Annotated in this window: 27 protein-coding genes and 1 tRNA gene; 10 read left to right on the forward strand and 18 right to left on the reverse strand. The window is 63.5% G+C overall.

All coding sequences use genetic code 11. The features are described from left to right. Positions 1–5 precede the first annotated feature (5 nt). Positions 6–950 (reverse strand): radical SAM protein, encoded by a 945-nt coding sequence (locus AAG821_RS05025; RefSeq protein WP_341911377.1) that lies wholly within the window; start codon positions 948–950, stop codon positions 6–8. 201 nt (positions 951–1,151) lie between these two features. Here AAG821_RS05025 and mog point away from each other — a divergent pair, with 201 nt between their 5' ends. After that, positions 1,152–1,691 carry a molybdopterin adenylyltransferase gene (gene mog / locus AAG821_RS05030; RefSeq protein ID WP_341911379.1) on the forward strand — a complete coding sequence of 180 codons (540 nt, stop codon included), beginning with the start codon at positions 1,152–1,154 and terminating at the stop codon, positions 1,689–1,691. 163 nt (positions 1,692–1,854) lie between these two features. Here the strand turns inward: mog and panE are convergent, their stop codons facing one another. The 6 genes from panE to AAG821_RS05060 form a co-directional block, all read right to left on the reverse strand. After that, positions 1,855–2,769 (reverse strand): 2-dehydropantoate 2-reductase, encoded by a 915-nt coding sequence (gene panE / locus AAG821_RS05035; RefSeq protein WP_341911381.1) that lies wholly within the window; start codon positions 2,767–2,769, stop codon positions 1,855–1,857. Positions 2,770–2,847: 78 nt separating this feature from the next. Then, positions 2,848–3,246, reverse strand: coding sequence for a hypothetical protein (locus AAG821_RS05040; protein WP_341911383.1), 399 nt, complete (start codon positions 3,244–3,246; stop codon positions 2,848–2,850). 13 nt (positions 3,247–3,259) lie between these two features. Beyond that, positions 3,260–3,559, reverse strand: coding sequence for a hypothetical protein (locus AAG821_RS05045; protein WP_341911385.1), 300 nt, complete (start codon positions 3,557–3,559; stop codon positions 3,260–3,262). Next, the gene (locus AAG821_RS05050) at positions 3,556–3,879 is read right to left on the reverse strand and encodes a hypothetical protein (protein ID WP_341911387.1); all 324 of its coding nucleotides are present in this window, start codon (positions 3,877–3,879) and stop codon (positions 3,556–3,558) included. Before AAG821_RS05050 ends, AAG821_RS05045 begins: the two co-directional genes overlap by 4 nt. A gap of 90 nt (positions 3,880–3,969) precedes the next feature. Continuing rightward, positions 3,970–5,817, reverse strand: a complete 1,848-nt coding sequence (locus tag AAG821_RS05055; RefSeq protein WP_341911389.1) for a sodium:solute symporter family protein — start codon at positions 5,815–5,817, stop codon at positions 3,970–3,972. A 19-nt stretch (positions 5,818–5,836) separates the two neighbouring features. Beyond that, positions 5,837–6,103: a DUF4212 domain-containing protein gene (locus AAG821_RS05060; protein ID WP_341911390.1), complete on the reverse strand. Its 267-nt coding sequence runs from the start codon at positions 6,101–6,103 to the stop codon at positions 5,837–5,839. A 174-nt stretch (positions 6,104–6,277) separates the two neighbouring features. Between AAG821_RS05060 and AAG821_RS05065 the strand changes: the two genes are divergently transcribed. From AAG821_RS05065 to AAG821_RS05080, 4 genes are all read left to right on the forward strand, one after another. Continuing rightward, positions 6,278–6,874: a hypothetical protein gene (locus AAG821_RS05065; protein WP_341916225.1), complete on the forward strand. Its 597-nt coding sequence runs from the start codon at positions 6,278–6,280 to the stop codon at positions 6,872–6,874. A 10-nt stretch (positions 6,875–6,884) separates the two neighbouring features. Beyond that, entirely contained in the window at positions 6,885–7,616 is a 732-nt protein-coding gene (locus AAG821_RS05070; RefSeq protein WP_341911393.1) for a 3'-5' exonuclease, read from the forward strand. Beyond that, positions 7,613–9,085 (forward strand): DUF294 nucleotidyltransferase-like domain-containing protein, encoded by a 1,473-nt coding sequence (locus tag AAG821_RS05075; protein ID WP_341911395.1) that lies wholly within the window; start codon positions 7,613–7,615, stop codon positions 9,083–9,085. Before AAG821_RS05070 ends, AAG821_RS05075 begins: the two co-directional genes overlap by 4 nt. A 69-nt stretch (positions 9,086–9,154) precedes the next feature. Continuing rightward, on the forward strand, positions 9,155–9,370 hold the full coding sequence (locus AAG821_RS05080; RefSeq protein ID WP_341911397.1) for a hypothetical protein: 216 nt from the start codon (positions 9,155–9,157) through the stop codon (positions 9,368–9,370). Between the two features lie 30 nt (positions 9,371–9,400). Here AAG821_RS05080 and AAG821_RS05085 read toward each other — a convergent pair whose 3' ends face one another. The 6 genes from AAG821_RS05085 to AAG821_RS05110 form a co-directional block, all read right to left on the reverse strand. Continuing rightward, the gene (locus AAG821_RS05085; RefSeq protein WP_341911398.1) at positions 9,401–10,546 is read right to left on the reverse strand and encodes a PA0069 family radical SAM protein; all 1,146 of its coding nucleotides are present in this window, start codon (positions 10,544–10,546) and stop codon (positions 9,401–9,403) included. A 29-nt stretch (positions 10,547–10,575) separates the two neighbouring features. Then, a complete protein-coding gene (locus AAG821_RS05090; RefSeq protein ID WP_341911400.1) occupies positions 10,576–11,022 on the reverse strand; it encodes a GNAT family N-acetyltransferase in 447 nt (148 codons plus the stop codon). A gap of 105 nt (positions 11,023–11,127) precedes the next feature. Next, the gene (gene moaB, locus AAG821_RS05095; RefSeq protein WP_341911402.1) at positions 11,128–11,721 is read right to left on the reverse strand and encodes a molybdenum cofactor biosynthesis protein B; all 594 of its coding nucleotides are present in this window, start codon (positions 11,719–11,721) and stop codon (positions 11,128–11,130) included. A 63-nt stretch (positions 11,722–11,784) separates the two neighbouring features. Continuing rightward, entirely contained in the window at positions 11,785–13,572 is a 1,788-nt protein-coding gene (locus tag AAG821_RS05100; protein WP_341911404.1) for a lytic transglycosylase domain-containing protein, read from the reverse strand. Between the two features lie 103 nt (positions 13,573–13,675). Beyond that, positions 13,676–14,896 (reverse strand): MFS transporter, encoded by a 1,221-nt coding sequence (locus AAG821_RS05105; RefSeq protein WP_341911406.1) that lies wholly within the window; start codon positions 14,894–14,896, stop codon positions 13,676–13,678. Further along, positions 14,896–15,693: a uracil-DNA glycosylase gene (locus tag AAG821_RS05110; protein ID WP_341911408.1), complete on the reverse strand. Its 798-nt coding sequence runs from the start codon at positions 15,691–15,693 to the stop codon at positions 14,896–14,898. Before AAG821_RS05110 ends, AAG821_RS05105 begins: the two co-directional genes overlap by 1 nt. Positions 15,694–15,883: 190 nt before the next feature. On the opposite strand from AAG821_RS05110, the gene AAG821_RS05115 reads away from it, so the two are divergent. From AAG821_RS05115 to AAG821_RS05135, 5 genes are all read left to right on the forward strand, one after another. Further along, positions 15,884–17,530, forward strand: coding sequence for an electron transfer flavoprotein-ubiquinone oxidoreductase (locus AAG821_RS05115; protein WP_341911631.1), 1,647 nt, complete (start codon positions 15,884–15,886; stop codon positions 17,528–17,530). A gap of 5 nt (positions 17,531–17,535) precedes the next feature. Further along, complete coding sequence (locus AAG821_RS05120; RefSeq protein ID WP_341911410.1) at positions 17,536–19,287, forward strand: tetratricopeptide repeat protein; 1,752 nt, start codon at positions 17,536–17,538, stop codon at positions 19,285–19,287. Between the two features lie 3 nt (positions 19,288–19,290). Next, positions 19,291–20,172 carry a 4-(cytidine 5'-diphospho)-2-C-methyl-D-erythritol kinase gene (locus AAG821_RS05125; RefSeq protein WP_341911412.1) on the forward strand — a complete coding sequence of 294 codons (882 nt, stop codon included), beginning with the start codon at positions 19,291–19,293 and terminating at the stop codon, positions 20,170–20,172. Positions 20,173–20,257: 85 nt separating this feature from the next. Beyond that, positions 20,258–20,638, forward strand: a complete 381-nt coding sequence (locus AAG821_RS05130; protein ID WP_341911414.1) for a hypothetical protein — start codon at positions 20,258–20,260, stop codon at positions 20,636–20,638. A 97-nt stretch (positions 20,639–20,735) separates the two neighbouring features. Continuing rightward, positions 20,736–20,810: transfer RNA gene (locus tag AAG821_RS05135), tRNA-Gln, on the forward strand. A 25-nt stretch (positions 20,811–20,835) separates the two neighbouring features. Here AAG821_RS05135 and AAG821_RS05140 read toward each other — a convergent pair. The 5 genes from AAG821_RS05140 to AAG821_RS05160 all read right to left on the reverse strand — a co-directional run bounded on the left by AAG821_RS05140 (position 20,836) and on the right by AAG821_RS05160 (position 25,015). Then, positions 20,836–21,624: an adenylate/guanylate cyclase domain-containing protein gene (locus AAG821_RS05140; protein WP_341911416.1), complete on the reverse strand. Its 789-nt coding sequence runs from the start codon at positions 21,622–21,624 to the stop codon at positions 20,836–20,838. Positions 21,625–21,731: 107 nt separating this feature from the next. After that, entirely contained in the window at positions 21,732–22,304 is a 573-nt protein-coding gene (locus AAG821_RS05145) for a PAS domain-containing protein (protein WP_341911418.1), read from the reverse strand. Positions 22,305–22,410: 106 nt separating this feature from the next. Then, positions 22,411–23,619: an ABC transporter substrate-binding protein gene (locus AAG821_RS05150; protein WP_341911420.1), complete on the reverse strand. Its 1,209-nt coding sequence runs from the start codon at positions 23,617–23,619 to the stop codon at positions 22,411–22,413. 111 nt (positions 23,620–23,730) lie between these two features. Continuing rightward, positions 23,731–24,384: an isoprenylcysteine carboxylmethyltransferase family protein gene (locus AAG821_RS05155; RefSeq protein ID WP_341911422.1), complete on the reverse strand. Its 654-nt coding sequence runs from the start codon at positions 24,382–24,384 to the stop codon at positions 23,731–23,733. A 163-nt stretch (positions 24,385–24,547) separates the two neighbouring features. After that, entirely contained in the window at positions 24,548–25,015 is a 468-nt protein-coding gene (locus tag AAG821_RS05160; RefSeq protein ID WP_341911424.1) for a hypothetical protein, read from the reverse strand. Between the last annotated feature and the right edge of the window lie 118 nt (positions 25,016–25,133).

Genomic DNA, 25,133 nt, shown 5'->3' on the forward strand with positions numbered 1-25,133 from the left:
ACCGGTTATTTATAGGCAACGCAGCCTTCACAGGCCGTACCGGTCACATCTCGCCTCAAATGTGCCGCACGCAGAGCCTGGAATGTCTCGGAATTCCAGGCTTTGGCAAAACCTTCCGTCATCAGATCGCCCATATGGAAACGGCCGTCATGATCGAAGCAGCAGGCCGACAGCTTGCCATCCCAGGTGATATGCCCCTCTGTGAAAACCGCCCAGCAAGGTAGCGGGTCACGTAGGGCCGCGGCACGGCCGCGATTACCGGCAATGGAAGCCCAGCCGCGCACGTCTTCTTCACCACTGACGAAATCGGCCTGATTGTAAAGGGGCAAGGCGTAGATCTCATCGACATAGCCGCGGATCTCTTCCAGCGCCGCCTGCATGCGCTGGCCCTGCTCGCCATCATATTCGATATAGGAGGCGTAGATGCCGCAACTGTACCCACCAGCATCGCGCACCTCGCGAGCGGTACGGATGTTGGCCTTAATCGCCTCGAAATAGCGTGGCTTCACACCGGCAACATCACTGAATTGTTCCGCATCGGCGAAATTGTAAGAGAATTTCAAAGAATCCAAGCCTGCGTCCATGCAAGCGCGCACGCGCTCGCGCGTGGCCAAAGATCCATTCGTGGTCAGGAAGACATAAGGGTATCCGCACTCGGTCTTCGCATGAGCAATCGCTTCCGGCAGCCAGGGCACCATGAAGGATTCTCCCAGATAGAACAGGCCGAGCTCTTCAACGCCCGCCTGCCGCATCTCCAGTGCCAAGCGTTTGAACATATCCTTGTCCATGTCTTTCTGATCACGCAACATCATCTCGCGCGCGCAGAAAGCGCAGGCAAAGTTGCAGCGCCCGGTCAGCTCGATTTTTACAGATCGCGGGATTGGCGCTACGGCCTTGGCACTCACCTCATCCAGGCGGGTGATAGCATCGATTCGTTCAGTGATCGTCATCTCGCATCCTTTCTATGAATCTGCGAATACGATTACCGTCGCAGTGATGCTGAACGACTTGTTAATTGCGCTGCGGCCTGTTGCCGCGCCGGGCAATTGATGGCGTCGACCTGTTGATCAAGGTCAATTTTCCACCCCGGCCGTCTTGTGAAACTGGCGCCGGAACCGCACCAGAGCGATGCACAACCATGTAGCAGGATGATGACAATGAATCAGGACATACCGATTGGTGTCGTGACGATATCAGATCGAGCCAGCGCCGGCATCTACGAGGATCGCGGCGGGCCCGCCATCATCGCCGAACTGCGGCGCATTCTGACTAACCCCTGGCATGCGGAGACGCGCATCGTTGCGGACGAACGTCCGTTGATTGCTGCGACGCTCACTGAACTGACAGATCGTCAGCGGTGTCCGCTAATCGTGACTACCGGCGGTACCGGCCCGGCCCTACGTGATGTCACCCCGGAAGCGACCGAAAGTATTTGCGAAAAAATGATGCCGGGTTTCGGCGAGCTGATGCGAAGTGTCAGCCTGAAGTCGGTACCGACCGCAATCCTGTCGCGCCAGACAGCCGGAATACGCGGCCAAAGCCTGATCGTGAACCTGCCGGGGAAGCCGAGCGCCATAGCCGAATGCCTGGCAGCCGTCTTTCCTGCCATCCCCTATTGCATCGATCTGATCGGCGGCCCGTATCTGGAGACCGATCCTGCCGTCTGCGCGGCTTTTCGGCCGAGCCGGTGATGTGTACGAGCACTTTTCACAGGCCATCGGCGGCTTGCTCCCGGCCGGATGCAAGATATGGCCTCTTACTGGCCAGAAGAGGCACTTTATGCTCAATTCGAGGCTAGGTTATGCCGTCACGTTGACGGCATAACCTGCTGATTTTCCTCAATCGTCGGTGTCACTATATGAGGTCACCGACAACCGCCAGGTGCGTGTAGGCGAGCGACAGCAACGGGGTCGACAGCCCGGCCTTGCGCGCCCGCGCCAACAGGTCGCCAACGATCTGGTCGGCCTCTACAGCCGAACCCTTCAGCAGGTCGCGATACATCGACGAAGTATGAGCCGAACCTGCCTTGGTCAGGGTCTCGCGCGTGTTGGCGACAAAGGCCTCGCTGGGCGCCACGCCGACCGTCTTCACCGTCGTCACCACCTCGTCGATCAGGCCGAGCGCGAAGTCGGTGCCGCCCGGCGCCGCCGCCACCTCGCCCACCGTGCCCCGCATCAGGCAGCACAGGCCACCGAGTGCTGCGAGCAGGGTCCATTTCTCCCACATCTCGCGCTCGATATGCGGGGTCAGCTTGGCATCGAAACCTGCATCTCTCAGCACGGCATCCAGCGCCAGAATCCGCGCGGAGCTGCTGCCATCCATCTCGCCATAGGCCAGATCGTGGAACTTGCCCATCTGGATCACCCGGCCCTGCTCGTCCAGCTGGGCCGGGATGCGGCACAGGCCGCCAATCAGCGCGGCCTTGCCGAAACGGGCCGTGATGGCCTCGACATGCTTCATGCCATTCAGCACCGGCAGGATCATGGTCTGTGGCCCGACAGCCTTCGCCATGTCATCCAGCGCGGCATCCAGCTGGTAGGCCTTCACGGTCAGGATGACGGCATCAAACGGCTGGTCGATCCGGTCGGCGGTGAGCAGATTGGGCCGCAGCGTCACATCGCCATGCGGGCTGACGATCTGGAGGCCATCCTTCTGCAGCTGCGCCGCGCGGCCCGGGCGGACCAGGAAGGTGACATCGCGACCGGCCTGGGCCAGGCGGCCGCCGTAATAGCCGCCGGTCGACCCGGCTCCAACAACGAGCAGACGCATGATTCCCCCTTAAATGATCGGTGCAAGGACCATCCAAGTACCGCATGGGGCAAAATGGTCAAGCCTCGCCAGCTGGCGCTATTTGAACCCGGCCTTTGCGCCGCCGAGCCAGAGCAGCAAGGCCATAAGCCAGAAGCCGACAGCAATTGCTGTCGCGTATAGCGCATAGCGCAGGTAAACCTCGCGCAGGGTCAGGGTAATGATGCGCTGCGCCGCTTCGGGGGCCAGTTCGATGCGGCGTTCAAGCAATATCCACAGTTCGGTCTGCTTGTAGGAATGCCGCACCACCCATTCCGCTTTGATCAGCAGCACGCAGGCGACGATCATCGTCAGGATGGCGCCCGACTTGAGAGATTGCAGCGGCTCCGCGATCAGGCCGATCATGACGCAGAAAATCGCCAGCGCGGCAAAGAAACAGCCGCGCCCGATCGAGAGCACCGCCAATGTCCGCACCCTGTACGTGTCGGGTTCGGCCATGGCGGAGCCCGTCTCAGGCCAGTCCGGGCAGGGTCAGCAGGATCGCAGCACCCAGCCAGATGAACATGGATGTCTGGTCGGTTTCCTCACGCCCGGTCAGGCGCTCGAAAATGCCCGCCGGCACTGCCGACAGCATCAGCGTGGTGATCGAGACGATCAGAGAGGTGCCGTAGAGCAGCACGATCCGGGTCGGCGGCACGAATTCCGGCAGCCAGACCGGTGCCATGATGAAGACCAGGGGTACGATCGGCGAAACGAAGCCGTTGAGCAGGGTGATTCCCAGAATGGCGATAAAGATGGTGTGTGGGCTCATGATACCGCCTGTGTCAGGCTGGGGGCCAAACCATTCGCGGCAAACAGGAAATGCGCCACATAGCGCAATGCAAAGCACCAGAATGCCGTTACTAGCGGGATGAAGCGCAGATTCACAAAGCGCGGCGTGATCCAGTCGGTCAGCCAGACCGCCCAGTTGGTCAGCAGATGGAAAAACCGGAAAATGTAGTTCGGATGATCCGGCGGCAGGAACGCCGTCATCATGAACCGCCCGATGCAGGTCCAGCCGATCAACGCAAAGGCATAGCTGACCGCCCAATAGGGCAGATAACTCCAGAAAAAGTCAGGTTGAGGGGTCATTGAAAATCCGGAAAGAAAACTGGATGTGAAGACTACAAAAGAAAACGGCGGGGGCCAATGGCCCCCGCCGTCACTACCACGTCACTGCACTTAGTGCGAGATGGCGTCGTCGGCATTCGCCAGCTTCACGTCGCCCTTCGGCACACGGATGCTGTCGATGAAGTCCTGCATTTCCTTCGCCGGGGCCGCTGTCATCAAGCTGACGACATAGGTCACGATGAAGGCGGCCGGGATACCGAACAGGCCACAGGAGATGTTCCTGACCCCGAACCACAGCGGCATACCATAGAACTGGGTCATGATCAGGTAGTACAGGCAGACACCGTAACCCGCGATCATGCCGGCAACCGCGCCGGTATTGCTGGTCCGCTTCCACCAGATACCCATCACCAGCGCCGGGAACAGACCCGAAGCCGCGATCGAGAAGGCCCAGGCCACCATAGCGAGGATGTGCGAAGGCTTCTGCGCCGCGACATAGGCCGAGACGATCGCCACCACGATCAGCAGCACGCGGCTGATGATCAGGCGCTTCTTCGTCGCAGCATGCGGGTCGATCATGCGGTAGTAGACGTCGTGGCTGAGCGCGTTGGCGATGGCGAGCAGCAGGCCGTCGGCCGTGCTGAGCGCTGCCGCCAGACCGCCGGCCGCAACCAGGCCCGCGATGACATACGGCAGACCGGCGATTTCCGGCGTGGCCAACACGATAGCGTCGGCCGCGATACGGAACTCGCTCAGCTGCAGGATGCCGTCGGCATTGCCCGTCACGCCCTTGCAGAGCGCATACTGCGTCGCCGCATTAGCCGCGTCACAGGCACCGACCAGACCGATCGCCCCCCATGACTGCACCCAGGCCGGCAACGCCGTGATCTGCTGGCCAATCACGTTCTGGTAGACTTCCAGCTTCGCGAACACCGCATAGGACGGCGCGGTGAAGTAGAGCAGGAAGATGAACAGCAGGCTCCACGCCACCGATTTGCGGGCATCACGCACGCTGGGCGTGGTGAAGTAGCGCATCAGGATGTGCGGCAGAGCAGCCGTACCCACCATCAAGCAGAGGATCAGCGCGAAGAAGTTCAGACCATCGGTGAAGTTCACCACACCCTTGGCATCCGAGAACACCGCCGTGTGGCTCTTGACCACGCCGAGGGCCGGTTCCAGCGCCAGGATCTTCTCCAGGGCCTGACCGTACATCAGCTGCGGGATCGGCACACCCGTGACCTTGGCCGACATGATCATAACCGGGATCAGGTAGGCGATGATCAGGATGATGTACTGCGCCACCTGGGTCCAGGTGACCGCGCGCATGCCACCGAGCATCGAGCAGACCAGAATACCGGCCAGACCGACGAACACCGCGACCTCGAACGAGATGCCGAGGAAGCGCGAGGCAATGATACCGACGCCGAAGATCTGCGCCGTCACATACGCGAAGGACGCAGAAATCAGCACGATCACGCCCACGAAGCGCGCGACGTTGCCGCCGTAGCGGGCGCCGAGGAAGTCAGGCACCGTGTACTGGCCAAACTTGCGCAGATACGGCGCCAACAGGATCGACACCAGCAGGTAGCCGCCGGTCCAGCCCAGCACGAAGGCGAGGCCGTCATAACCCGACAGGTACAGTGTACCGGCCATGGCGATGAACGATGCGGCCGACATCCAGTCAGAGCCGGTGGCCATGCCGTTGTAGAAGGCGGGCACCTTGCGGCCGGCGACGTAGTATTCGCCCATTTCCGCCGTGCGCGACAGCACGCCGATCAGCGCGTAGACGCCGACCGTCATGAACACGAACAGGTAGCCGATGATCTGGTTGGGCACGCCCATCTGCTCAAGGATGGCGAGCACGATCACGAAGGCGGCAAAGCCGCCCGTGTAAATTCCGTAAATTTTACCGAGGTTATCGATAAAACTCTTACCCCCGGTTTGCGTGTTGTTTGCCATGATGGCGTTTCCCCCTGTTCTATTCGTCTTCGGCGACGCCGAACTCTTCATCGATCGCGTTCTGCTTGGACGCGAACCAGAAGAGCGAGACGACGAAAGCAATCAGCGAGCCCTGCGCGGCCATGTAGAAGCCGAGCGGGAAGCCAATGAAGCTGATCTTGTTGAGCTGCGGCGCGAAGAAATGCACCACGAAGCTGAAGAAGAACCAGATGGCCAGCATCGTCCACATGAGGCCGGATGTTCTGGCCCAATAGGCCTTGGCCTTTTCGGGAGTTAATTCTGACATGAAGCGCTCCTGCCCCTTGTTTATGATTTAGTTATTCGTCTGACAGCGGATTCGACCCGCAAGCCAGCTTCGTGCAGTATAGGAGTCGCTTCTTACCACAGCCCATTAGACCAAAGTGTAAGCGAGGTTGGGCGGGTGGTTATGCCAGCGTATCACAGGGGGAAATGCATTTTGTTGCGCCGCACACTCGAGTTCTTTTTTCCACCTTCGGTTTCGACAATCGAAGAGCTGAAGGCCTTCGCCACCGGTGAGGCCTCTTATCTGGCGCAGAAAACGGTCATCGGCTATTGCCGGGTCAAGACCATGCTGGACTACGAGAAGTTGTTGACCGAGGCAGACTTCCGGGATGCCCAGGAGCTTTGCCGCTGGGAGGCTTATGCCAGCACGCTGAGCGACATGCTGGTTCTGATCGAGGGCTGGCTGCGCCCCGGGGCGGAACCGGCCCGGCAGAAGCTGGCCGATTCGCTGGCCGCTTTCTACCCGGCGATCCTGGGCCAGCATGTCCCGCCGCACCGGCAGGACTGGGCCGACAGCCTTGCCGCCTTTGAGCGGCGCTTCGCCCTCGCCCGCACATCCGAGCCGGCCGCCCCGGAACAGGTGGTGACGGAATCGGCAAAGCTGATCCACGAGTTGGTGCCGATTGCCGACCGGCTGAAGCGCAACGACCGCGAGGTGATCAATGGTGATCTGCGCATGCATATGCTGGCGGCGCATAGCTCGATGCTCAAGCGGTTTCGTCGTGACGCGCTGGTGGCAGCGCTGACGACCTGAGCGGCGGGCGATGCGGCGGGCGCTGAGCGGCGGGTTCAACCGCATCCTGGCGCGGCTGCGCAGCCCGGCGCCGCCGCAATCGGCCATCACCCTGGCCGATGACGAACCGCTGGCGACGCTGCCCGCCCTGCTGCTGGATACCGAGACAACCGGGCTGGACGTAACACGCGACCGTATCGTCTCGATTGCCGGTCTGCCCTATCGGGGGGGAATGGCCGAGCCGCAGCCGGCGCTGGATTTCCTGCTGCATCCCGGCATCCGCATCCCGAAGACGGCGACGGCAATCCACGGTATCGATGATGCGATGGTAGCCGCGGCGCCTTCACTGGCCCTGCTCTGGGGCAGCATCCAGCTGTTCTGGCAGGGCCGCGTGCTGATCGGACACAATACCGGCTTCGACATCGCCATGCTGCACCATGAGGCGGCTCGTCATCGCATGCCTTTCCATCCGCCGGCTGGCGCACTCGATCTCGGCCTGCTCTATGCCGGCCTGAAGCCGCGCGCGACGCATATCACCCTGGAACGCATCGCCGAGGATTTCTCGGTTGCCGTCGATGGCCGCCACACAGCCCTGGGCGATGCCGAGACCACCGCCGGCATCTGGCGCCACATGCTGCCGGCGCTTGGTCGCATCGGCGTTGCCACGCTGGGCGACGCGCGCCGCCTGATGCAGCGCCAGCGCGACCTGCTGCAGCGCCAGCAGCGCGCCGGCTGGGCGATCGAGCTGTTGCTGCCGCGATGATCCCTGTTGCCCCCACCCTGCCTGATCTGGAGCCCTACCGCCGGCGGGTGAGCGAAGCCATGCAGCAGCCGGTCAGCGATATAACGGCAGACGCCACACTGGCCGAGATCGCGCGCTGCATGAGCGACATGTCGCATGGCGCCCTGCTGGTGCGCGACCAGTATGGCCGCCATGTCGGCATCCTGACCGAACGCGACATCACCCGCGCACTGGGGCGCGATGGCGCAGCGGCATTGCGGCTGACCGCCGCCGACCTGATGACGCAGGATGTGGTCGCCATCGCCGAAACCGCCTTCCTGTTCCGCGCCATCGGCCGCATGCGGCGGCTCAACCTGCGCTACCTGCCGGTCACCGACAGTGCCGGCCGCTATACCGGCATGCTGACCGCCCGCAGCCTGCTGCGCCTGCGGGCCCAGGATTCGCAGATGATCGCCGACGAACTCGATGTGGCGCAGACCGCCGCCGAGCTTGGCCATGCCCGCGCCGCCCTGCCGCATCTGGCCGCGACATTATTGAGCGAAGGGTCCGATGCCCCGGCAGTGGCCGCTGTGATCTCCGGCATCTATGCCGACATGACCGCGCGGGCTGCCGCCATCGTCGAGGCCGAAGCCAACCTGGCCGGCAACCCTGCTCCGGCACCCTGGTGCATGCTGATCCTCGGCTCGGGCGGACGCGGCGAAAGCCTGCTGAAACCCGATCAGGACAACGCCATCATCCATGCTGGCAGCACCGAGGACGATGGCTGGTATGCGCGCGCCGGCGAACGCATTGCCGCCTTGCTCGACAGTGCCGGCATCCCCTTCTGCAAGGGCGGCGTGATGGCGAAGAACACCGCCTGGCGCGGCAGCCAGGGCCAGTGGCGCGCCCGCGTCACCGAATGGATCGCCCGCCACACGCCGGAAGCCCTGCTCAACGTCGACATCTTCTATGACCTGCAGCCGGTTTACGGCACGCTGCGCCTGGGCGAGTCTCTGCGCACCGAGGCGCTGGCGGCGGCCCGCAACTCGCCGCTGTTCCTGCGCCTGCTGGCCGAGCAGTCGGCACAACTGCATCCGGCGCTCGGTCTGTTCGGCCAGCTGAAGGCCGATGCCGATGGCCGCACCGACCTCAAGCTCGGCGGCCTGCTGCCCCTGGTCAGCGGGGCCCGCCTGATGGCTCTGCGTCTGGGCACCGCCGCCACCAGCACGGCGGCACGCCTGCAGGCCGTCGGACAGGCCGGCCTGATCGGCGACAGCGACATCGCCGGACTGATCTCCAGCCACGGCCTGCTGCTCGACCTGATCCTGCGCCAGCAGATCGCCGATCTGGCCGCCGGCCTTACACCGGGCAGCCGTATCGACCTCGCCAGCCTGCAACGGCGGCAGCGCGACCGGCTCAAGGCGGCGCTGAAGCATGTATCGCTGCTGCCCGACATGGTGCAGGGCGTGCTGACCTCTGCCACGACACCGGGCAGCGGAAAACCATCCTGACTTGAGCCGGATCAATGCGGCCGAAAGCCGACAGGATCATGTTGCCCGCCATCAAGGATGGAGACAGCGATGACCAGCACCTGGGAATTGGTCCACGGCCATGTCGAGGCTGCACTGGCTGATGCGGCCACGGCGTCGATCACGCCCGAGGCGGTGGCCAGCACCCTGATCAGTGAAGCGGTGCGGATTCTGAAAGTCCATCGCCCACTCGACGACATCCGCGCCGAGTTGCAATTCGCCATCGAGAATCTGCAGGATCGCGATTATGAATTCATGCGGCCGTAACGGCCTGCACCGCCAGCCGTTGCGGTACAATCAGAACAGGCTGCCCTGCCGGATATCCAGCGGCGGCGGGCGGAACAGATCCTTGCGCAGGCGCAGGCGGCGTTCGTTGAAACCGATGCGCTTGATTGCCAGCTGGAAGCGCTGGGCCAGCAACTGGGCATAGGCGCCCTCGCCGCGCATGCGGTCGCCGAAATCGGCCACATAGTCTTTGCCGCCGCGCGAGTCCTGCACCAGCTTCATCACCTTCGATGCGCGGTCGGGGTAATGCTCCTGCAGCCACTCCCGCCACAGTTCCTTCAGCTCATAGGGCAGCCGCAGCAACACCCAACCGGCCTCGCGCGCGCCGGCCGCCCAGGCTGCTTCCAGCAGGCGTTCCAGCTCCATGTCATTCACCGCCGGGATCATCGGCGCCGTCATCACACCGCATGGAATGCCGGCCTCGTTGAGCATGCGGATCGCCTCCAGCCGCTTCGGCGGCGTGGAGGCACGCGGCTCCATGGCCCGCGCCAGTTTGCGGTCCAGCGTGGTGAGCGAAACAAAGACCTTCACCAGCCCGAGCTTCGCCATCTCCGACAGGAGATCAATGTCGCGGGTGACGAGATGGTTCTTGGTCACGATGCCGAGCGGGTGGCGGGTTTCCAGCAGCACCTCCAGGATCGAGCGGGTGATCTTCTGCTCGCGCTCCACCGGCTGGTAGGGATCGGTGTTGGTGCCCATCGACAAGGTTCCGACCTGGTAATTGCGGCTGGCCAGTTCCTTGCGCAGAAGGGTGGCGGCATTGGGCTTGATGACGATCTGCGTTTCGAAATCCAGCCCGGGCGAAAAGCCGAGATAGGCATGGCTCGGCCGCGCGAAGCAGTAGATGCAGCCATGCTCGCAGCCGCGATAGGGATTGATCGACCGGTCGAAGGGAATGTCGGGCGACTTGTTCCAGGCGATAATGCTGCGCGCGCTGTCTTCATGCAGCACGGTCTTCAGCGGTTCCGCCTCTTCCAGGTTGTCCCAGCCGTCATCCTCGCGCTGGCGCGTCTCGCTGTCATAGCGGCTGCGCACCGCCGAGACCGCACCCCGCCCGCGCCGCGCATCAGGATGCGCCTGGTCGGCCGCCGTGGATACCGCACGCTCGACGAATTTCTTCATGGCGCCGAGTATGCCGCGCCAATGAGAACATTTCAAGAACTAACGAAACCTGGATAACCGCGGATTTACAGCTCGATATTGTAGCGCACGAAGGGCGCCCGCTTGGCCACGCGCTCATACAGCCGGCGCGCCGTGCCGTTGAATTCCTCGGTCTGCCAGTAGAGCACGGCGGCCCCTTTGGCCTTGCTGATCTCGGTGACGGCCGCGATCAGCCGGCGGCCGATGCGTTTGCCGCGCGCTGCCGGCACCACGAACAGATCCTGCAGATAGACATTGCCGCCCATGTTCCAGGTGGAGGGATGCAGCAGATACTGCACCAGCCCGAGCGCCACATCGCCCTCCCAGGCCATCAGTCCTTCGATGGCATCTTTCGGATCGATCAGGCGCTGCCAGGTGAAATCGGTGACCGCTGCCGGCACGCTCTTTTCATAGAAGGCAAGATAGCCCAGCCAGAGCGGCTCCCACTGTGCGCGCTCGGCGGCGGCGACGGGACGGATGACGATATCGGACATGGCGATACTTTCTGCAGGTTTTACCTGACCCGATTACCCCGAAAGCGGTTCCAGGATAAGCGCCAGTTCCTGCAAATATCGTGGAGCCAGTTCCCCGCCGTGAGGCTACTTGCCGCCGCCGCGCCGCTCATGCTCGCGCAGGCGCGGAAACAGCTCGACGAAATTGCACGGCTTGTGGCGGTAGTCGAGCTGGTCTTTCAGGATCATGTCCCAGGCGTCGCGACAGGCGCCGGGCGAACCGGGCAGCGCAAACAGGTATGTGCCGCGACAGACGCCGGCCGTGGCACGCGACTGGATCGTGGAGGTGCCGATCTTCTGGTAGCTGAGCATGCGGAACAGCTCGCCGAAGCCCGGGATGCTCTTCTCATAGATGCCCTCGAAGGCTTCCGGCGTCACATCGCGGCCGGTGACGCCGGTGCCCCCGGTGGCGAGGATGACATCGACGGTATCGTCATCGATCCAGTCGTTCAGCTGGCCCTGAATCTCGCCGATCTCGTCCTTCACGATGGCGCGCGACGCCAGCCTATGGCCGGCCTCGGTCAGCCGCTCCGCCAGCGTGTTGCCGGATTTGTCATCCTCAAAGCTGCGGGTATCCGACACGGTGAGTACGGCGATGCGCACCGGCACGAACAGGCGCTTGCCCTCGGCATCGACATAGGACGCCGTATTGATGGAAGACTGGGGCGAGAGTTCGGTCATGGCGCGGCTCCTGAAAACAGAGACGGCCTTAACCTATGATCTGTGACACGCCACGGCTAGGCGTCAGTTCTTTTTTTCCGCGCGCTGGTCGCCGCGGTCGAAACCGCGATAGACCGGCCAGCTGCCGGTCATGGTGGCGCTGAGCGAGGTATCGGGCTGGCCGATGCGGGTGCGGTAGATCCAGTAATTGGTCAGCACGCGTTGCACGAAATTGCGCGTCTCGCCCAGCGGAATGGTCTCGATGAACAGATACGGATCGTTCTGGTCGGGCGAAGCCCGCAGCCATTTCTGCAGGTTGCCCGGCCCGGCATTATAGGCCGCAGCCAGATACAGCAGGTTGCCCCGGATCATCGGCATGTCGAGCAGATGCTGCAGATAGCGCTGGCCCAGCTCGATATTATATTCCGGCGCGAACAGCTTATGGCGGCCGGTCTTGTGATGCAGGCTCTTGTCATTGGCAACAGCGCCAGCGGTGCGTGGCATCAGCTGCATCAGCCCGGTGGCCCCTGCCGTGCTCATGGCGCGGGCATTGAAGGCGCTTTCCTGGCGCATGAAGGCAAAGACCAGCGCCCGGTCGACACTGAAGCCACCTTCGGGTTCCCAGGGCGGCAGGGGATAAAGCGCGGAGTCATACCCTTCGCCCTTCACCGTGAACCAGGCGATCGAGATTTTCATCGACGAGGCTGGCGCGGCCTGCATGCGGCTGACCAGCGCGAGCAGCGCACCAGCCAACTGGTCTGACGACTGCGAGAACAGCCGCAGGATTTCGCGGTCGGCACGCACTGCCTCGCCCACTTCGCTTAAGGCCAGCGCGCGGCGGATCGCCGGAATCTCGGCCAGTTTGCGCGCATCGGCCGGATCGAGCGGCGGCGGCGCCCAGCGCAGCGGCTGATCGGCGCCAAGCTGAGCCAGCGCCAGCTGGCCATAGAAGGTGCGTTCCTGGTTGGCGCCGATTTCCAGCAGGCGGATCGCTTCCGAGGGCTGGCGCAGACGCAGCATCACGCGCGCGCCCCACCAGGCACCGGCGGATTTCTCCCAGCTGGTCGCGGTTTTCGAGAAAGCCAGGTTCTCGAAATGATGAGCGGCATTGTCATACCGGCCCAGACGCCAGGCAGCGAGGCCGGCAACCCAGTCGGGCTCCGACAGCCGCGCCCGTGAACGCTGTGCCGCCGGCGCCGCAAGCGCCAGCGCGCGCTCGTCCTGGCCCTCGAGCAGCGAGATCCAGGCGAGCCGGCGGCGCCAGTCGTCGTATTCGGTGGCGCTCAGCTTGCTGCGCAGGTCAGGCTTGTTGATGAAGGCCTCGGCCTCACCCAGCTTTTCGCGCTTGAGCAGCGCGTTGAACTGCGCCTCGGCCTGCACGATGGCCGCGCGATGGGCTGGATCGCGATCCTTGGGCTGCGGAATGCGGCGCGTGGTGGCAACCTGACCCGGCTGTTCGCCGGCATAATCGCCGAGATCGGTGCCCAGCGGTGCGGCCGGCGCCTTGTCCTTGCGCGCCTTCTTCTTCATCGCCATGCGGTAGATTTCGTCGGCGCCGGCATGGTCGCGGTACTTCGCCATCCACTCGGCCAGATCGTGATACGCCGCGTTGTAACTGGGATGGGTATAGCGCTGCTGCAGCACATGGCCGATCAGCAGGCGGTCTTTCAGGCGGGTGATTTCACGATCAGCCTTGGCCCAGTCGGCATCGGCCTGGAAATCGAAGATGCGCTGATAGCGTTCGACCTCGGCCGTATCGAGCACAAGCGGGAGATCCGTTGCGGCCTGCTGCGCATGCACCGGCGCGCTGGCAGACATGATGCCAGCCAGCATCAGGCCGCAAACCAGAACGACGCCCCCCACCAGACGCATGCTTCCCCGCCTCTTAAGCCCGCTTCTTTGGTCGCCCGGGATAGCGCAGTTGCGGTTAACGGACAAGTAAAGTCGCCGCAACCAAAGGTGGCGGTGTGTGTTTTCAGAGACTTAAACGGTGCGGCAGGCGGAAAATCAACAACCCGGCTGCAACACAGCCCAGGGCGCAGATCAGGATCGGCCACACGTAGCTGCCTGTGGTGTCGAATACCCAGCCGGCCAGCGTTGGTCCCAGCAGGGTACCGAAAGCCACCGAGGTATAGAGCACGCCGAGCACGGCCGACATTGCGCGCAGGCCGAACAGATCGGCGGTGAAGGCCGGCACCAGCGCAACGAAGCCGCCATAGAATAGACCGAAGGCCAGTGCGAAAATCGCCAGCGCGGCAAAGCCTTGCGCCACGCTCCAATACGCCAGCACCACACCGCTCAGCAGCATCATCAGGCCGAGACCGCGGCCACGACCGATGCGATCAGCAATGCCACCAAGCACGAAACGACCCAGCGTGCTGCCGACGCCAATCAGGCCGACCAGCCAGACGCCTTCGCTACGACTGAGGCCCATATCTCCGGCATAGGGCGCCAGATGCACGAAAGGCACAAAGGTACCGATGCAATTGAGTGCGCAGGCGGCATACAGCAGCCAGAAGACCGGATGCCGCAGCACGGCACCAAGTTCGAGGCCGGCCGGTGGTGCGGATTGAGCGATCGCCGGGGCAGCCGCGCCATCGGGCTGCAGCCCCATGCTGGCCGGCGAGGCCCGCAGCATCATGGTGGCCAGCGCGCCCAGCACCAGCGCGGCGATGCCAAAGGCGACATAGGCGCCGCGCCAGCCCAGCTGCTCGATGGCGAAGGCAGCGGCGGGCGGCGCTGCCATGGTGCCGATGCCGATGCCGGCCACGGCCCAGCCTGACGCCTGCCCGCGCTTGGCCATGAACCAGCGCTGCACCGTGCCAATCGCCGGCACATAAGAAAACCCGACGCCGATGCCGATGCCAATGCCGTAGAAGATCACGATGGCCGTAAGGCTTTCGGCAAAGCTCGCTGCGATCATGCCGAAACCGACACAGGCGAGGCCGAAGCCGACCACCGGGCGCGGCCCGATGCGGTCGGCCAGCCGGCCGCTGACGGCGCCGAGGGCGAAGTAAAGAAAGCCGGCGGCGGAAAACACCAGCGACACCGTGGCGCGGGAAGCCCCAAACTCGCGGCTTAAAGGTTCGAAGAAGGCTGGAAAGCTGTAGGCCGCACCGAAGCCGGTGAACATGACCAGGAAAGCGGCGGCGACCACCACCCAGCCATAGAAGATACCAGAAACGCCACCCGGCATCAGATGCCCAGTTCGCCCAGCTTGGCGGCAAGCTCCAGCATGTCGCGCCAGGCCTCGCGCTTTACGCCCGGCTGACGCAGCAGATAGGCCGGATGCAGCATCGGCATGGCGGGTACTGCAATGTCGCCGCGCTTGTACTCATGCCAGCGACCGCGCACCCGCGTAATGCCCTGCGTCGTTCCTAGCAATGTGCCAGTGGAGAATTTTCCGGTGCAGACGATCACCTTGGGCTGCACCAGTTCGATCAGCCGTTCGATGAATGGGCGACAGGCCACGATCTCTTCGGACGACGGATCGCGATTGCCCGGCGGACGCCAGAATAGCAGGTTGGAAATATAGGTGTTGCTCTCGTCGCGCCCGATCGCCTTGAGCATCTTGTCGAGCAACTGGCCGCTCTCGCCGACAAACGGCAGCCCTTGCGCATCCTCGTCGCGCCCCGGCGCCTCGCCGACGATCATCAGCGGCGCGTTCGGGGTGCCGCGCGCGATCACCGTATTGGTGGCGGTGGCCTTCAGCGCGCAGCCGTCGAAGGCTTTGATGGCAGCTTCCAGTTCGGCAATCGTGTTGCAGGCCCGCGCTGCCGTGGTCGCAGCGGTTTCCGCCGCCTGTGCCGACAGGATGGCCGGGCCGACCGGCTGGGCCTGGCGGGAGGCCAACGCGGCGGGTGCCGTTGCGGCAGGGGCCGCTGCCTGTGCCGGCTGCGCTTTTGCCAAGGGAGTTGCCTTGGGCGCGACGGTGCGATCGACCGGCTGGTCGCCAATAGCCTCGTCCACCCCGGCCTCTGCGTAAAACAGCACGACCTCAAGCAGAGAAGGAGGAAAATCAGGGGTTTCCGTGGCGTTCATCGATGCTGTAAGGGGTGGCGCCGTTGGCTTGCCCCCCATAGTCTGGTAAGCAGGTATGGAGCGTCAAGCTGACCGGCCCTGACGTTCCCAAATAAAAAAACGTTAGCAATATCCGAGGTGCCCCGTGTCGGAACGCGAAGCAATGGAATACGACGTGGTGATCGTCGGCGCAGGCCCGTCCGGCCTGTCGGCCGCGATCCGCCTGAAGCAGCTGGCTGCGGCGCAAAACCACGAGATTTCAGTGTGCGTGATTGAAAAAGGCTCCGAAGTCGGCGCCCATATCCTGTCTGGCGCCGTGATCGACCCGATCGCGCTGAACGAGCTGATTCCGGACTGGAAGGCCAAGGGCGCGCCGCTGAACACCCCGGTCACCGATGACCGATTCTGGATCCTGACCGAGGCGAATCACATCCCGGTCCCCAATATCGCCATGCCGCCGCTGATGAACAATCACGGCAACTACATCGTTTCGCTGGGCAATGTCTGCCGCTGGCTTGCCAGCCAGGCGGAAGAGATGGGTGTCGAGATCTTCCCCGGCTTTGCCGCGGCGGAAGTGCTTTATGGCGACAAGGGCGAAGTAGTCGGCGTCGCCACCGGCGACATGGGCATCGGCCGCGATGGCGAGAAGAAGTCGAGCTATACGCCGGGCGTGGAGCTGCGCGGCAAATACACCCTGATCGGCGAAGGCGTGCGTGGTTCGCTGGCCAAGAGCCTGATGCAGAAGTTCAACCTGCGCGACGGCGTCGACCCGCAGAAGTTCGGCATCGGCATCAAGGAGCTGTGGCAGATTGATCCGGCCAAGCATAAGCCGGGCCTGGTGATGCATACCCAGGGCTGGCCGCTGGACAACAGCACCGGCGGCGGCAGCTTCATGTACCATCTGGAAGACAACCAGGTGGCGGTGGGCTTCGTCATCCACCTGAGCTACGAAAATCCCTATCTCTCGCCCTTCGATGAATTCCAGCGTTTCAAGACTCACCCCGACATCCGCGAGTTCTTCGAAGGCGGCAAGCGCATCTCCTACGGCGCCCGTGCCATCAACGAGGGCGGCCTGCAGTCGATCCCGAAGCTCACATTCCCGGGCGGCGCGCTGATCGGCTGCTCGGCTGGCTTCGTCAACCTGCCGCGCATCAAGGGCAGCCACAATGCCATGAAGTCCGGCATGCTGGCCGCCGAGGCCGCCTTCGAGGCGCTGAAGAATGGCGCCGCCGGCGGCGACGAGCTGGCTGCCTATCCCGAAGCCTTCAAGGCGTCCTGGTCGTTCACCGACCTGTGGAAGGTGCGCAACGTCAAGCCGGCGATGAAATACGGCATGTGGATCGGCACCCTGCTGGGCGGCATCCATATGTGGCTGAACGACCTGCATCTGGGCTTCCTGGTGCCGTGGACAACACGCCATACCAAGGCCGATCACGAGAGTTTGAAGCCGGCCAAGGACTGCCAGCCGATTGCATACCCCAAGCCCGATGGCAAGATCAGCTTCGACAAGCTGTCCTCGGTGTTCCTGTCGAACACCAATCATGAAGAGGATCAGCCGATTCATCTGCAGCTGAAGGATCCCTCGATCCCCATTGCCAGAAACCTGCCGCTCTATGACGAACCGGCGCAGCGCTACTGCCCGGCCGGTGTTTACGAAGTGCTGCGCGATGATGCGGGCAACAACCCGCGCTTCCAGATCAATGCCCAGAATTGCGTCCATTGCAAAACCTGCGACATCAAGGATCCGGCGCAGAATATCAACTGGACCGTCCCTGAGGGGGGCGGCGGTCCGAATTATCCCAACATGTGAGCCAGATGACAGATAAAGCCTCCCGCGATCGTTCCATCTCCCGGCCCTTCCGTACCCTGCTGCTTGCTGCCGCCGCGCTGTTGCCGCTGGCGGCCTGCGGCGGCCAGAACAGCATGATGTCCGGGGCCTCGTCGTCGCGGGGCGCCTATCGCCTCGACAGCCCATACGGCAACTTCCTCGCCGCGCGCCATGCGCGCGAGATGAATGACAACACCAACGCGGCAAACTACTACCTGCGCGCTCTGCGGGAAGACCCGAACAGCGCGTTGCTGGCCCAGGGCGCCTTCATCGCCCTGATCGCCGACGGCCGCGTGGGCGAAGCCGTGACGCTGACTCCCGCCCTGCGTCAGGTCAATCCGTCGGAATACCTGCCGCGCATGACGCAGGCCTCGGCCCTGATGCTGGCACGCGATTACGATGCCGTGCTGCGCCTGGTGGCCGAGGGGCCGACCGGCGGGATTCACGCCGCCTTCAACCCGCTACTCGCCGCCTTTGCCCATGCCGGCAACGGCAATGCGGATCAGGCGATGGCCAATCTGCAGCGGCTGGAGCGCCACCCGCTGCTCAGCGGCGTCTATGCCCATCTCAAGCCGATCCTGCTCGATGTCCTGAACCAGCCGGAGCCGACCGAGGCCGCCTATCGCGAGGCGATCGAGGGCCGCGAACGTGCTGGCACCCGCCAGATCGATGGCATGGCCCGTTTCCTGGAGCGCCAGAACCGTTCGGCTGAAGCACGCCGCCTGCTGGAAGAGCAGATGGTGTTCAATCCGGATAATCCGGTGCTGCTGCACGCCCTGCGCCGGCTCGACACCAAGCGCAGCCAGCCCACCGAACCGCTGGTTGGCAATGCGGTCGAAGGTCTGGCGGAAGCGATGTTCGCCTCCGCCTCGGCGCTCGGCCGCAGCGATGGCGGCGATCTGGCCGAACTGCACCTGCAGCTGGCACTGTTCCTGCGTCCCGATCTGGACGATGCCCGCATGCTGCTGGGCGATATCTACGAAAGCCGCAACCGCTTCGACCAGGCGCTGGCGATGTATGCCAAGGTCTCGCCAAACTCCGCCTATGGCGAAAGCGCGCAGCTGCGCCAGGCCTGGAGCATCAACGAACTGGGCCGCACCGATGAAGCGGTGCGCGTGCTGCGCCGGATGGCCAGCGCCAACACCAGCAGCCCGCGCGCCCTGCTGACTCTCGCCGACATGTATCGGCAGATGGAAAAATGGCCGGAGGCGACGCGCGAATACACCGCGGCGCTGGAACGAATTCCGCGCCTGGAAGCGCGCCACTGGACCATCCTGTTCGGTCGCGGCGTGGCCTATGAACGCTCCAGGCAGTTTGACAAGGGCGAAGCCGACATGCTGAAGGCGCTGGAGCTGCAGCCCGATCAGCCGCTGGTGCTGAACTATCTGGGCTATTCCTGGGTCGACATGCATCGCAATATCGAGCGTGCCACCCGCATGATCGAACGGGCCGTGCAGTTGCGCCCCAATGATGGCGCCATCGTCGACAGCCTGGGCTGGGCGCTCTACCGCCTCGGCCGCTATGCCGAAGCGGTGGTGCAGCTGGAGCGCGCCGTCGAACTGAAGGGCGGCGATCCGGTGATCACCGATCACCTGGGCGATGCCTACTGGCGCGTCGGTCGCCAGGAAGAGGCCAAGTTCCAGTGGCGCCGCGCGCTCGGCCTGAAGCCCGAACAGGACCTTGCCCTGCAGGTGCAGCGCAAGCTCGACCAGGGCCTCGATCCGGTCGCCGCCAAGTAACGCATGACGATGCCGGGCCTGAGCCGGCTCGCACCGGCCAAGATCAATCTGTTCCTGCATGTCACCGGCAGGCGGGCGCCCCATGCGGCGCAGGCCGGCTATCATGAACTGGAAAGCCTGGTCGTCTTCGCCCAGGATCCGGCGGCCTGCGACCGCATTGCCGTGGCGCCGGCGGATCGCCTGGACCTCTTGGTTGAAGGGCCGCAGGTTGCTGCGCTGAGCGGCGAGAATCTGGTGCTGCGTGCCGCCCGCCTGCTGCAGGCGATGAATCAGACAGCGAAGGGCGCTGCGATCACGCTGAGCAAGACCCTGCCGGTGGCCTCCGGCATCGGCGGTGGTTCGGCCGATGCCGCCGCCACACTGCATGCGCTCCGCGCGCTGTGGCAGATCGAAATCGATGACACCGCCCTGGCGCAGGCCGCTGTGCAGCTCGGTGCCGATGTGCCGGTCTGCCTGCTCGGCCGCGCCGCCATGATGCGCGGGATCGGCGAACAGCTCGCGGCCGTGCCGCCGCTGCCGCCCTTCTGGCTGGTGCTGGTCAATCCCGGTGTCAGCCTGGCCACCCAGGATGTGTTCTCGGCACTGGCCGGCCAGTTCGGACCGGCAGAGCCCTTCGAGCGCCGGCCTGACAGTGCTGCCGATCTCGCCATCCTGCTGCGGGCGCGCCGCAACGATCTGGAAGCACCGGCCCGCTTCCTGGCGCCGGAAATCGATCCGGTGCTGGCGGCCCTGAAGGCCCAGGCCGGCTGCCTGCTAGCGCGCCTGTCCGGCTCGGGGGCAACCTGCTTTGGCCTGTTCGCAGACAAACGCGAGGCCGACTTCGCCGCCCGTAACCTGGGGCGCGCCTATCCGAAATGGTGGGTGGCCGCCACGGCGGCTGGCTGATCGGGGCCGGCCGATCGGCGGCGGCTGACATCAAACGTTACAAATCCGGCCGCAGGCCTTGGCCGTGCCGCCCGTAAGATGTGGCATGACCCAGATTCGCTCCCTGCGCTTATCCCTTCTCGTCCTACTGGCCTTTGCCCTGCCCGTCATCCCCGCGCGGGCCGATGGTGTGGTGATCGTCAACGGCCCGTCCTACGGTCCGCCCTATGGGCCCCATGGCCCGCATTTCGGCCCCCGCCATCGGCCGCCGCCACCGCCGGTCGTGGTGGTGGAACCGGCACCGCCGCCGGTGGTCGTGGTGCAACCGGCGCCGGTTGTCGTCACCCCGGCGCCAGCAGCCGCGGCCCAGCCCTATTGCCGCGAATTCCAGACCCAGACCGTGGTCGCCGGCCAGGTGCAGCCCAGCTACGGCACCGCCTGCCAGCAGCCCGATGGCAGCTGGAAAATCGTCAGCCAGAAGCCCTGAAATCCGCCCCGGCCGATCCGGCGTAAAGGCTGGAAATTTCCGGCCACGCCGCCTATTGTCCGCCCGCGCCGCGCCCTGCGTTTCAAAGGGTGCCTGCTGGGGCGTAGCCAAGCGGTAAGGCAGCGGTTTTTGGTACCGCCATTCGGAGGTTCGATCCCTCCCGCCCCAGCCATTTCTTCAAAAGCGCCGCGCGCCACTCACTGCCGGCGGGACGGCCACAGTTTCCGCCAGTCGACGCCGGCCGGCAGTCGCAGCAGCAGAAACATCGCGAAACCCAGCATCGGCCAGAAGAACCACAGCCGGCTGGGGCTGGTCGCCAGATTGATGATCATCAGGAAAACCGTGAGCACGCCAAGGCGCCAGGCGTGGCGTCGCCATTTCGCCAGCGCGACCTCCGTATCGGCTGCTGGCGCGTGCAGGGTGGTGCGGGCCACCGCAATGCCCGGACTGTCCGGGCCAAGCAGCACACGATAGGCCGCAACCGGCTCGGCGATATTCTTGATCTCGCGGTCGCCAAGAAAATCGAACCCGATATCCAGCTTCTTGCGCACCTGCTCGAAAACCGTGCCCGAGATGCAGATACCGCCCGGCTCGGCGAGTGATTCCAGTCGTGCCGCAACATTCACGCCTTCACCGTAGATGTCATCGCCATCGAGCATGACATCGCCGAGATTGATGCCGATGCGGAACCACATTGGCGGCAGGGTCGGTTCCTCGGCATTGCGCGTGGCCAGACGGCGCTGGGTTTCCACGGCGCAAAAGACAGCCTCAACCGGCGAGCCGAATTCGGCCACCAATCCGTCGCCCCAGGTGTTGATCAGGCGGCCATGGTGACGACCGATCAGATCGATCATGACCTCGCGATACTGCTTCAGCCGCGTGACGGTGCCAACCTCATCGCGCTCGACCAGCGCGCTGTAGCCCTGCACATCGGCGCAGAAGATCGTGATCAACTTGCGGCGGATTCCTGAATCTTGCTCGGTCATGGGGCCATCTTGGCAGATTTCCGCGAAGCATATACGCAGCCGCCGAAGCAATAAAGGCTACAGAGGCTGATCTGTGACCGTTCATACACATCCACCGGCGGCCGGTCTTATAGCGGTGTGTAGGTCACGATCTGCGGTTCGCGACCCGGCGGCACATGAATTTCGTGCTTGGGCAACGTATAGACCGTGGCCCCGATGATGAAACTCGGCACGCCTGCATTGTCGAGCAACGGCATGGCAATGCGTTCGCCCATGCCAGTGCCGCCCATCAGATGAAAGACCTTGCCGATATTGTGCATGACCACAAGCTCGGTGCAAATGCGGCGATAGCGCTGCAGGACAATGGGGAAAACATCGGGCGGAAAAACATCCGACATCTTCGTGCCGGCCTTCACCGTCTGCAGCAGCTCGGCAACCTGGCTGCCGGCGAGGCGCAGATGGAAATCCTGAGCCGTGGTGTCGCATTCATAGAGAAAGACATTGCTGAGCAGCCGAGGAAAATCCATCGGCGAAACCTGCCCGCGCCGGGGGACACGATCGCCCTGCCGTAGATTCAGGTAGTAGGTCAGGAACTGCAACAGCAACGGATCCTTCACGTGGCTGAAGGCCGTAATGTCGGTGACCGGACTCGGTTGCTGTAATGACAAAATCGTTCCGTTGACGCCCGATTGTTCAAGCATCTAACAGCAGCATTAAAAACCTGCAATTGCAATCGGCAAACTGCCGGGCCAAAACGCAACCGGCGCCGGATGCGATCCGGCGCCGGCGTAACGTACTGAACCGTCCTTACTTGGCGAGCGGGCAATTACCTTCCGCCAACGGACGGAAGGCCTTGTCTGCGGGCACCGTCGCCGCCACCTTGAGGAAGTCCCAGTCGCCTTTCGATTCGGCTGGCTTCTTGGCTTCCAGCACATACATCGGATGCAACTTGCGGCCATCAATGCGGATGCTGCCCTTGCCAAACAGCGGGTCATCGGTCGGCATCGCCTTCATCGCCGCCACCACCGCACGGCCATCGGTCGCCTCGCCCACCTTGTCGACCGCTTTCAGGTAATGCATGACACCGGCATAAACGCCGGCATGCATGTCGTTCGGCATCATCTTCTTGGCATGCCGGGCCTGGAAGCGCTTCGACCACTCCCGGGTGCCGTCGTTCAGATCCCAGTAGAAGGGCGCCACCGACTGCAGCCCCTGCACCGCCTTCAGGCCGAGCGCCGGCACATTGGTGACGCCGAAGATCAGGCCAACGATGCGCTGTTTCTCCGCCATGCCGAATTCGGACGCCTGCTTCAGGGCATTGGTCAGGTCGCCGCCGGCATTGGCAAAGGCCACCACATCGGCACCCGAGGACTGCGCCTGCAGCAGGAAGGAACTGAAATCACTCGCCCCCACCGGATGGCGCACCGCACCAAGGATAGTGCCGCCCAGTGCCTTGATCTCGTCGGAAGCCTGCTTTTCCAGGTCATGGCCGAAGGCATAGTCCGCCGTGAGGAAGAACCACTTCTTGCCGCCCTGGGCAAAGGCCGCGCGGGCCGCCGAGTGACCATAGGACCATGTGTCGTAGGTCCAGTGGACGAAGTTGGGCGAGCAGCGCTCACCGGTCAGCACGCCACTGCCGGCGCCCGAGCCGATCACGGCCTTGTTCTTGTCGCGTGCGATCTCGTTGACGGCCAGCGCCACCGCGGAATGCGGGATATCCACGATCACGTCAACCTTGTCGATGTCATACCACTGGCGCGCAATATTGGCGCCGACATCAGGCTTGTTCTGGTGATCGGCGAAAACCACCTCGACCTTGCGCTTGCTGGTTTTCATGAAGTCTTCAGCCGCCATCTGGGCGGCCAGCACCGAACCCGGCCCCTGGAAATCGGCGTAGACGCTGGACATGTCGTTGAGCACAGCGACCTTGACCGGTTTCGGATCGGCGGCCAGAGCGGGATTCAAAACGGCACTGCCGGCAAAAGCAAGCAGGGCGGCACAGGTGACAATGCGCATGGTGGGCTTCCTCCATATTTTGTTATATGGAAGTATTGTTTGCCTTACCAACGATCGTCAATCGCTATTTCGCCGCCAGCTGCGAATATTGCGATGCACACCCTGCAAGACTCAGGGAATCTGCAGCAGTACAGGCAGCCAACCGGCCTCCTGCGCCAGTTCGATACCCTCCATCAACGGGATGGCCGCGACGAACCACAACGCATCGCGGAAGGTTGTGATCACGAAGCGGGGCTGCACCAGGATTTCGGCGGCGGAATGCCAGCCCGACAGGCGCGGCCCCCAGCGTGGCACCTTCCCGGCATAGGCGGCAAATTCAGCTGGGAATCGTGATTTCAGGAAAGCCTCTTCCTGCACGATCACCACGCTGAAGACGGCAAACACGAACAAGCCGAAGATCAGGCCCGTCGTCACATTACCGGCCTGCAGGCCAACGCCTGCGCCACCCAGCATGGAAAACAGGTAGAGCGGGTTGCGGCTGATTGAATAGGGGCCCTCATCGACCAGCAGTTTCTTCTTGCGGCCGCCAATATACAGCGAGCACCAGGTGCGGCCCGCGATGCAGGCGAGAATCAGGCCGTAGCCGAACATCTCGCAGGTTTCATGCTGCCAGCCGGCGGACGGCCATATCGATTCCGTGAACAGCAAGACAAGCAGCAACAGCAGGCCACTGCCGAAGACAAACTGTTTGCGCCGGCGTTGGACCAGCGTGAGAGTATCGGGTTTGCCATCGGTCACGGGGGGAGCGCCAGCAGATGCGGGCATGGGGCATTCTCCACAGAATACGCTGGCCATTTTGCCATAGCGCGCATCGCAATCACACGCCGCCGGTCACGCAAGCCCGGCGCGATTTGTCGCAGCTTGTTGGGATGCTATTGAGTCCATACGCGCGGCTGTCGCTACCCTGCCGGCAGTGCCGCCTGGTGCCTCAGTTCACTACCCGCCAGGCGCCATCCGGCATCAGGCAGGCAGTGCCGTAACTAGGCTGCACCCTGCCATTCACCGTAACGCCAGCCTGGTATTCGCGGCAGTACTGACCATTGGTGGTCTGGAACACTGGCGAGGCCGGCACGGCTGAAAGCTGACCACCATAGGGTGACGGCGCATAAACCACTGGCGGCGGCGCACTGTAATAGGTGACCGGCGGCGGCTGCACGACAACGACACGCGGCCGATAAGCCGGGGGGCCATAATATGGACGGTCCCAGTAGGAGTAGTGATAGGACTGATAATGCCGCGGCGGTCCGTGATGGTGTCGTCCCGGGCCATACCATGGGCGCGAATGCCAACCGCCACTGGAATAACTGAAGGAATAACCATCGGCTCTGGCAGGCTGCGCCAGAGCAATTCCGGCAGCGACGGCGAATACGACGGCAACGGCAAACGGCGCTTTCATGGCACAGCCTCCTTGGCTGCTATGAAACCAGACTGCGCATTGATCATGGCGAATTTATGTTGGGGTTGCTGTGACAAATCTCGGTGAGCCCGACTGGCGACGACTGCCGGAAATGGCA

This window comes from Ferrovibrio terrae (assembly GCF_943372915.1).
In the GTDB taxonomy this organism is placed as follows: domain Bacteria; phylum Pseudomonadota; class Alphaproteobacteria; order Ferrovibrionales; family Ferrovibrionaceae; genus Ferrovibrio; species Ferrovibrio terrae_A.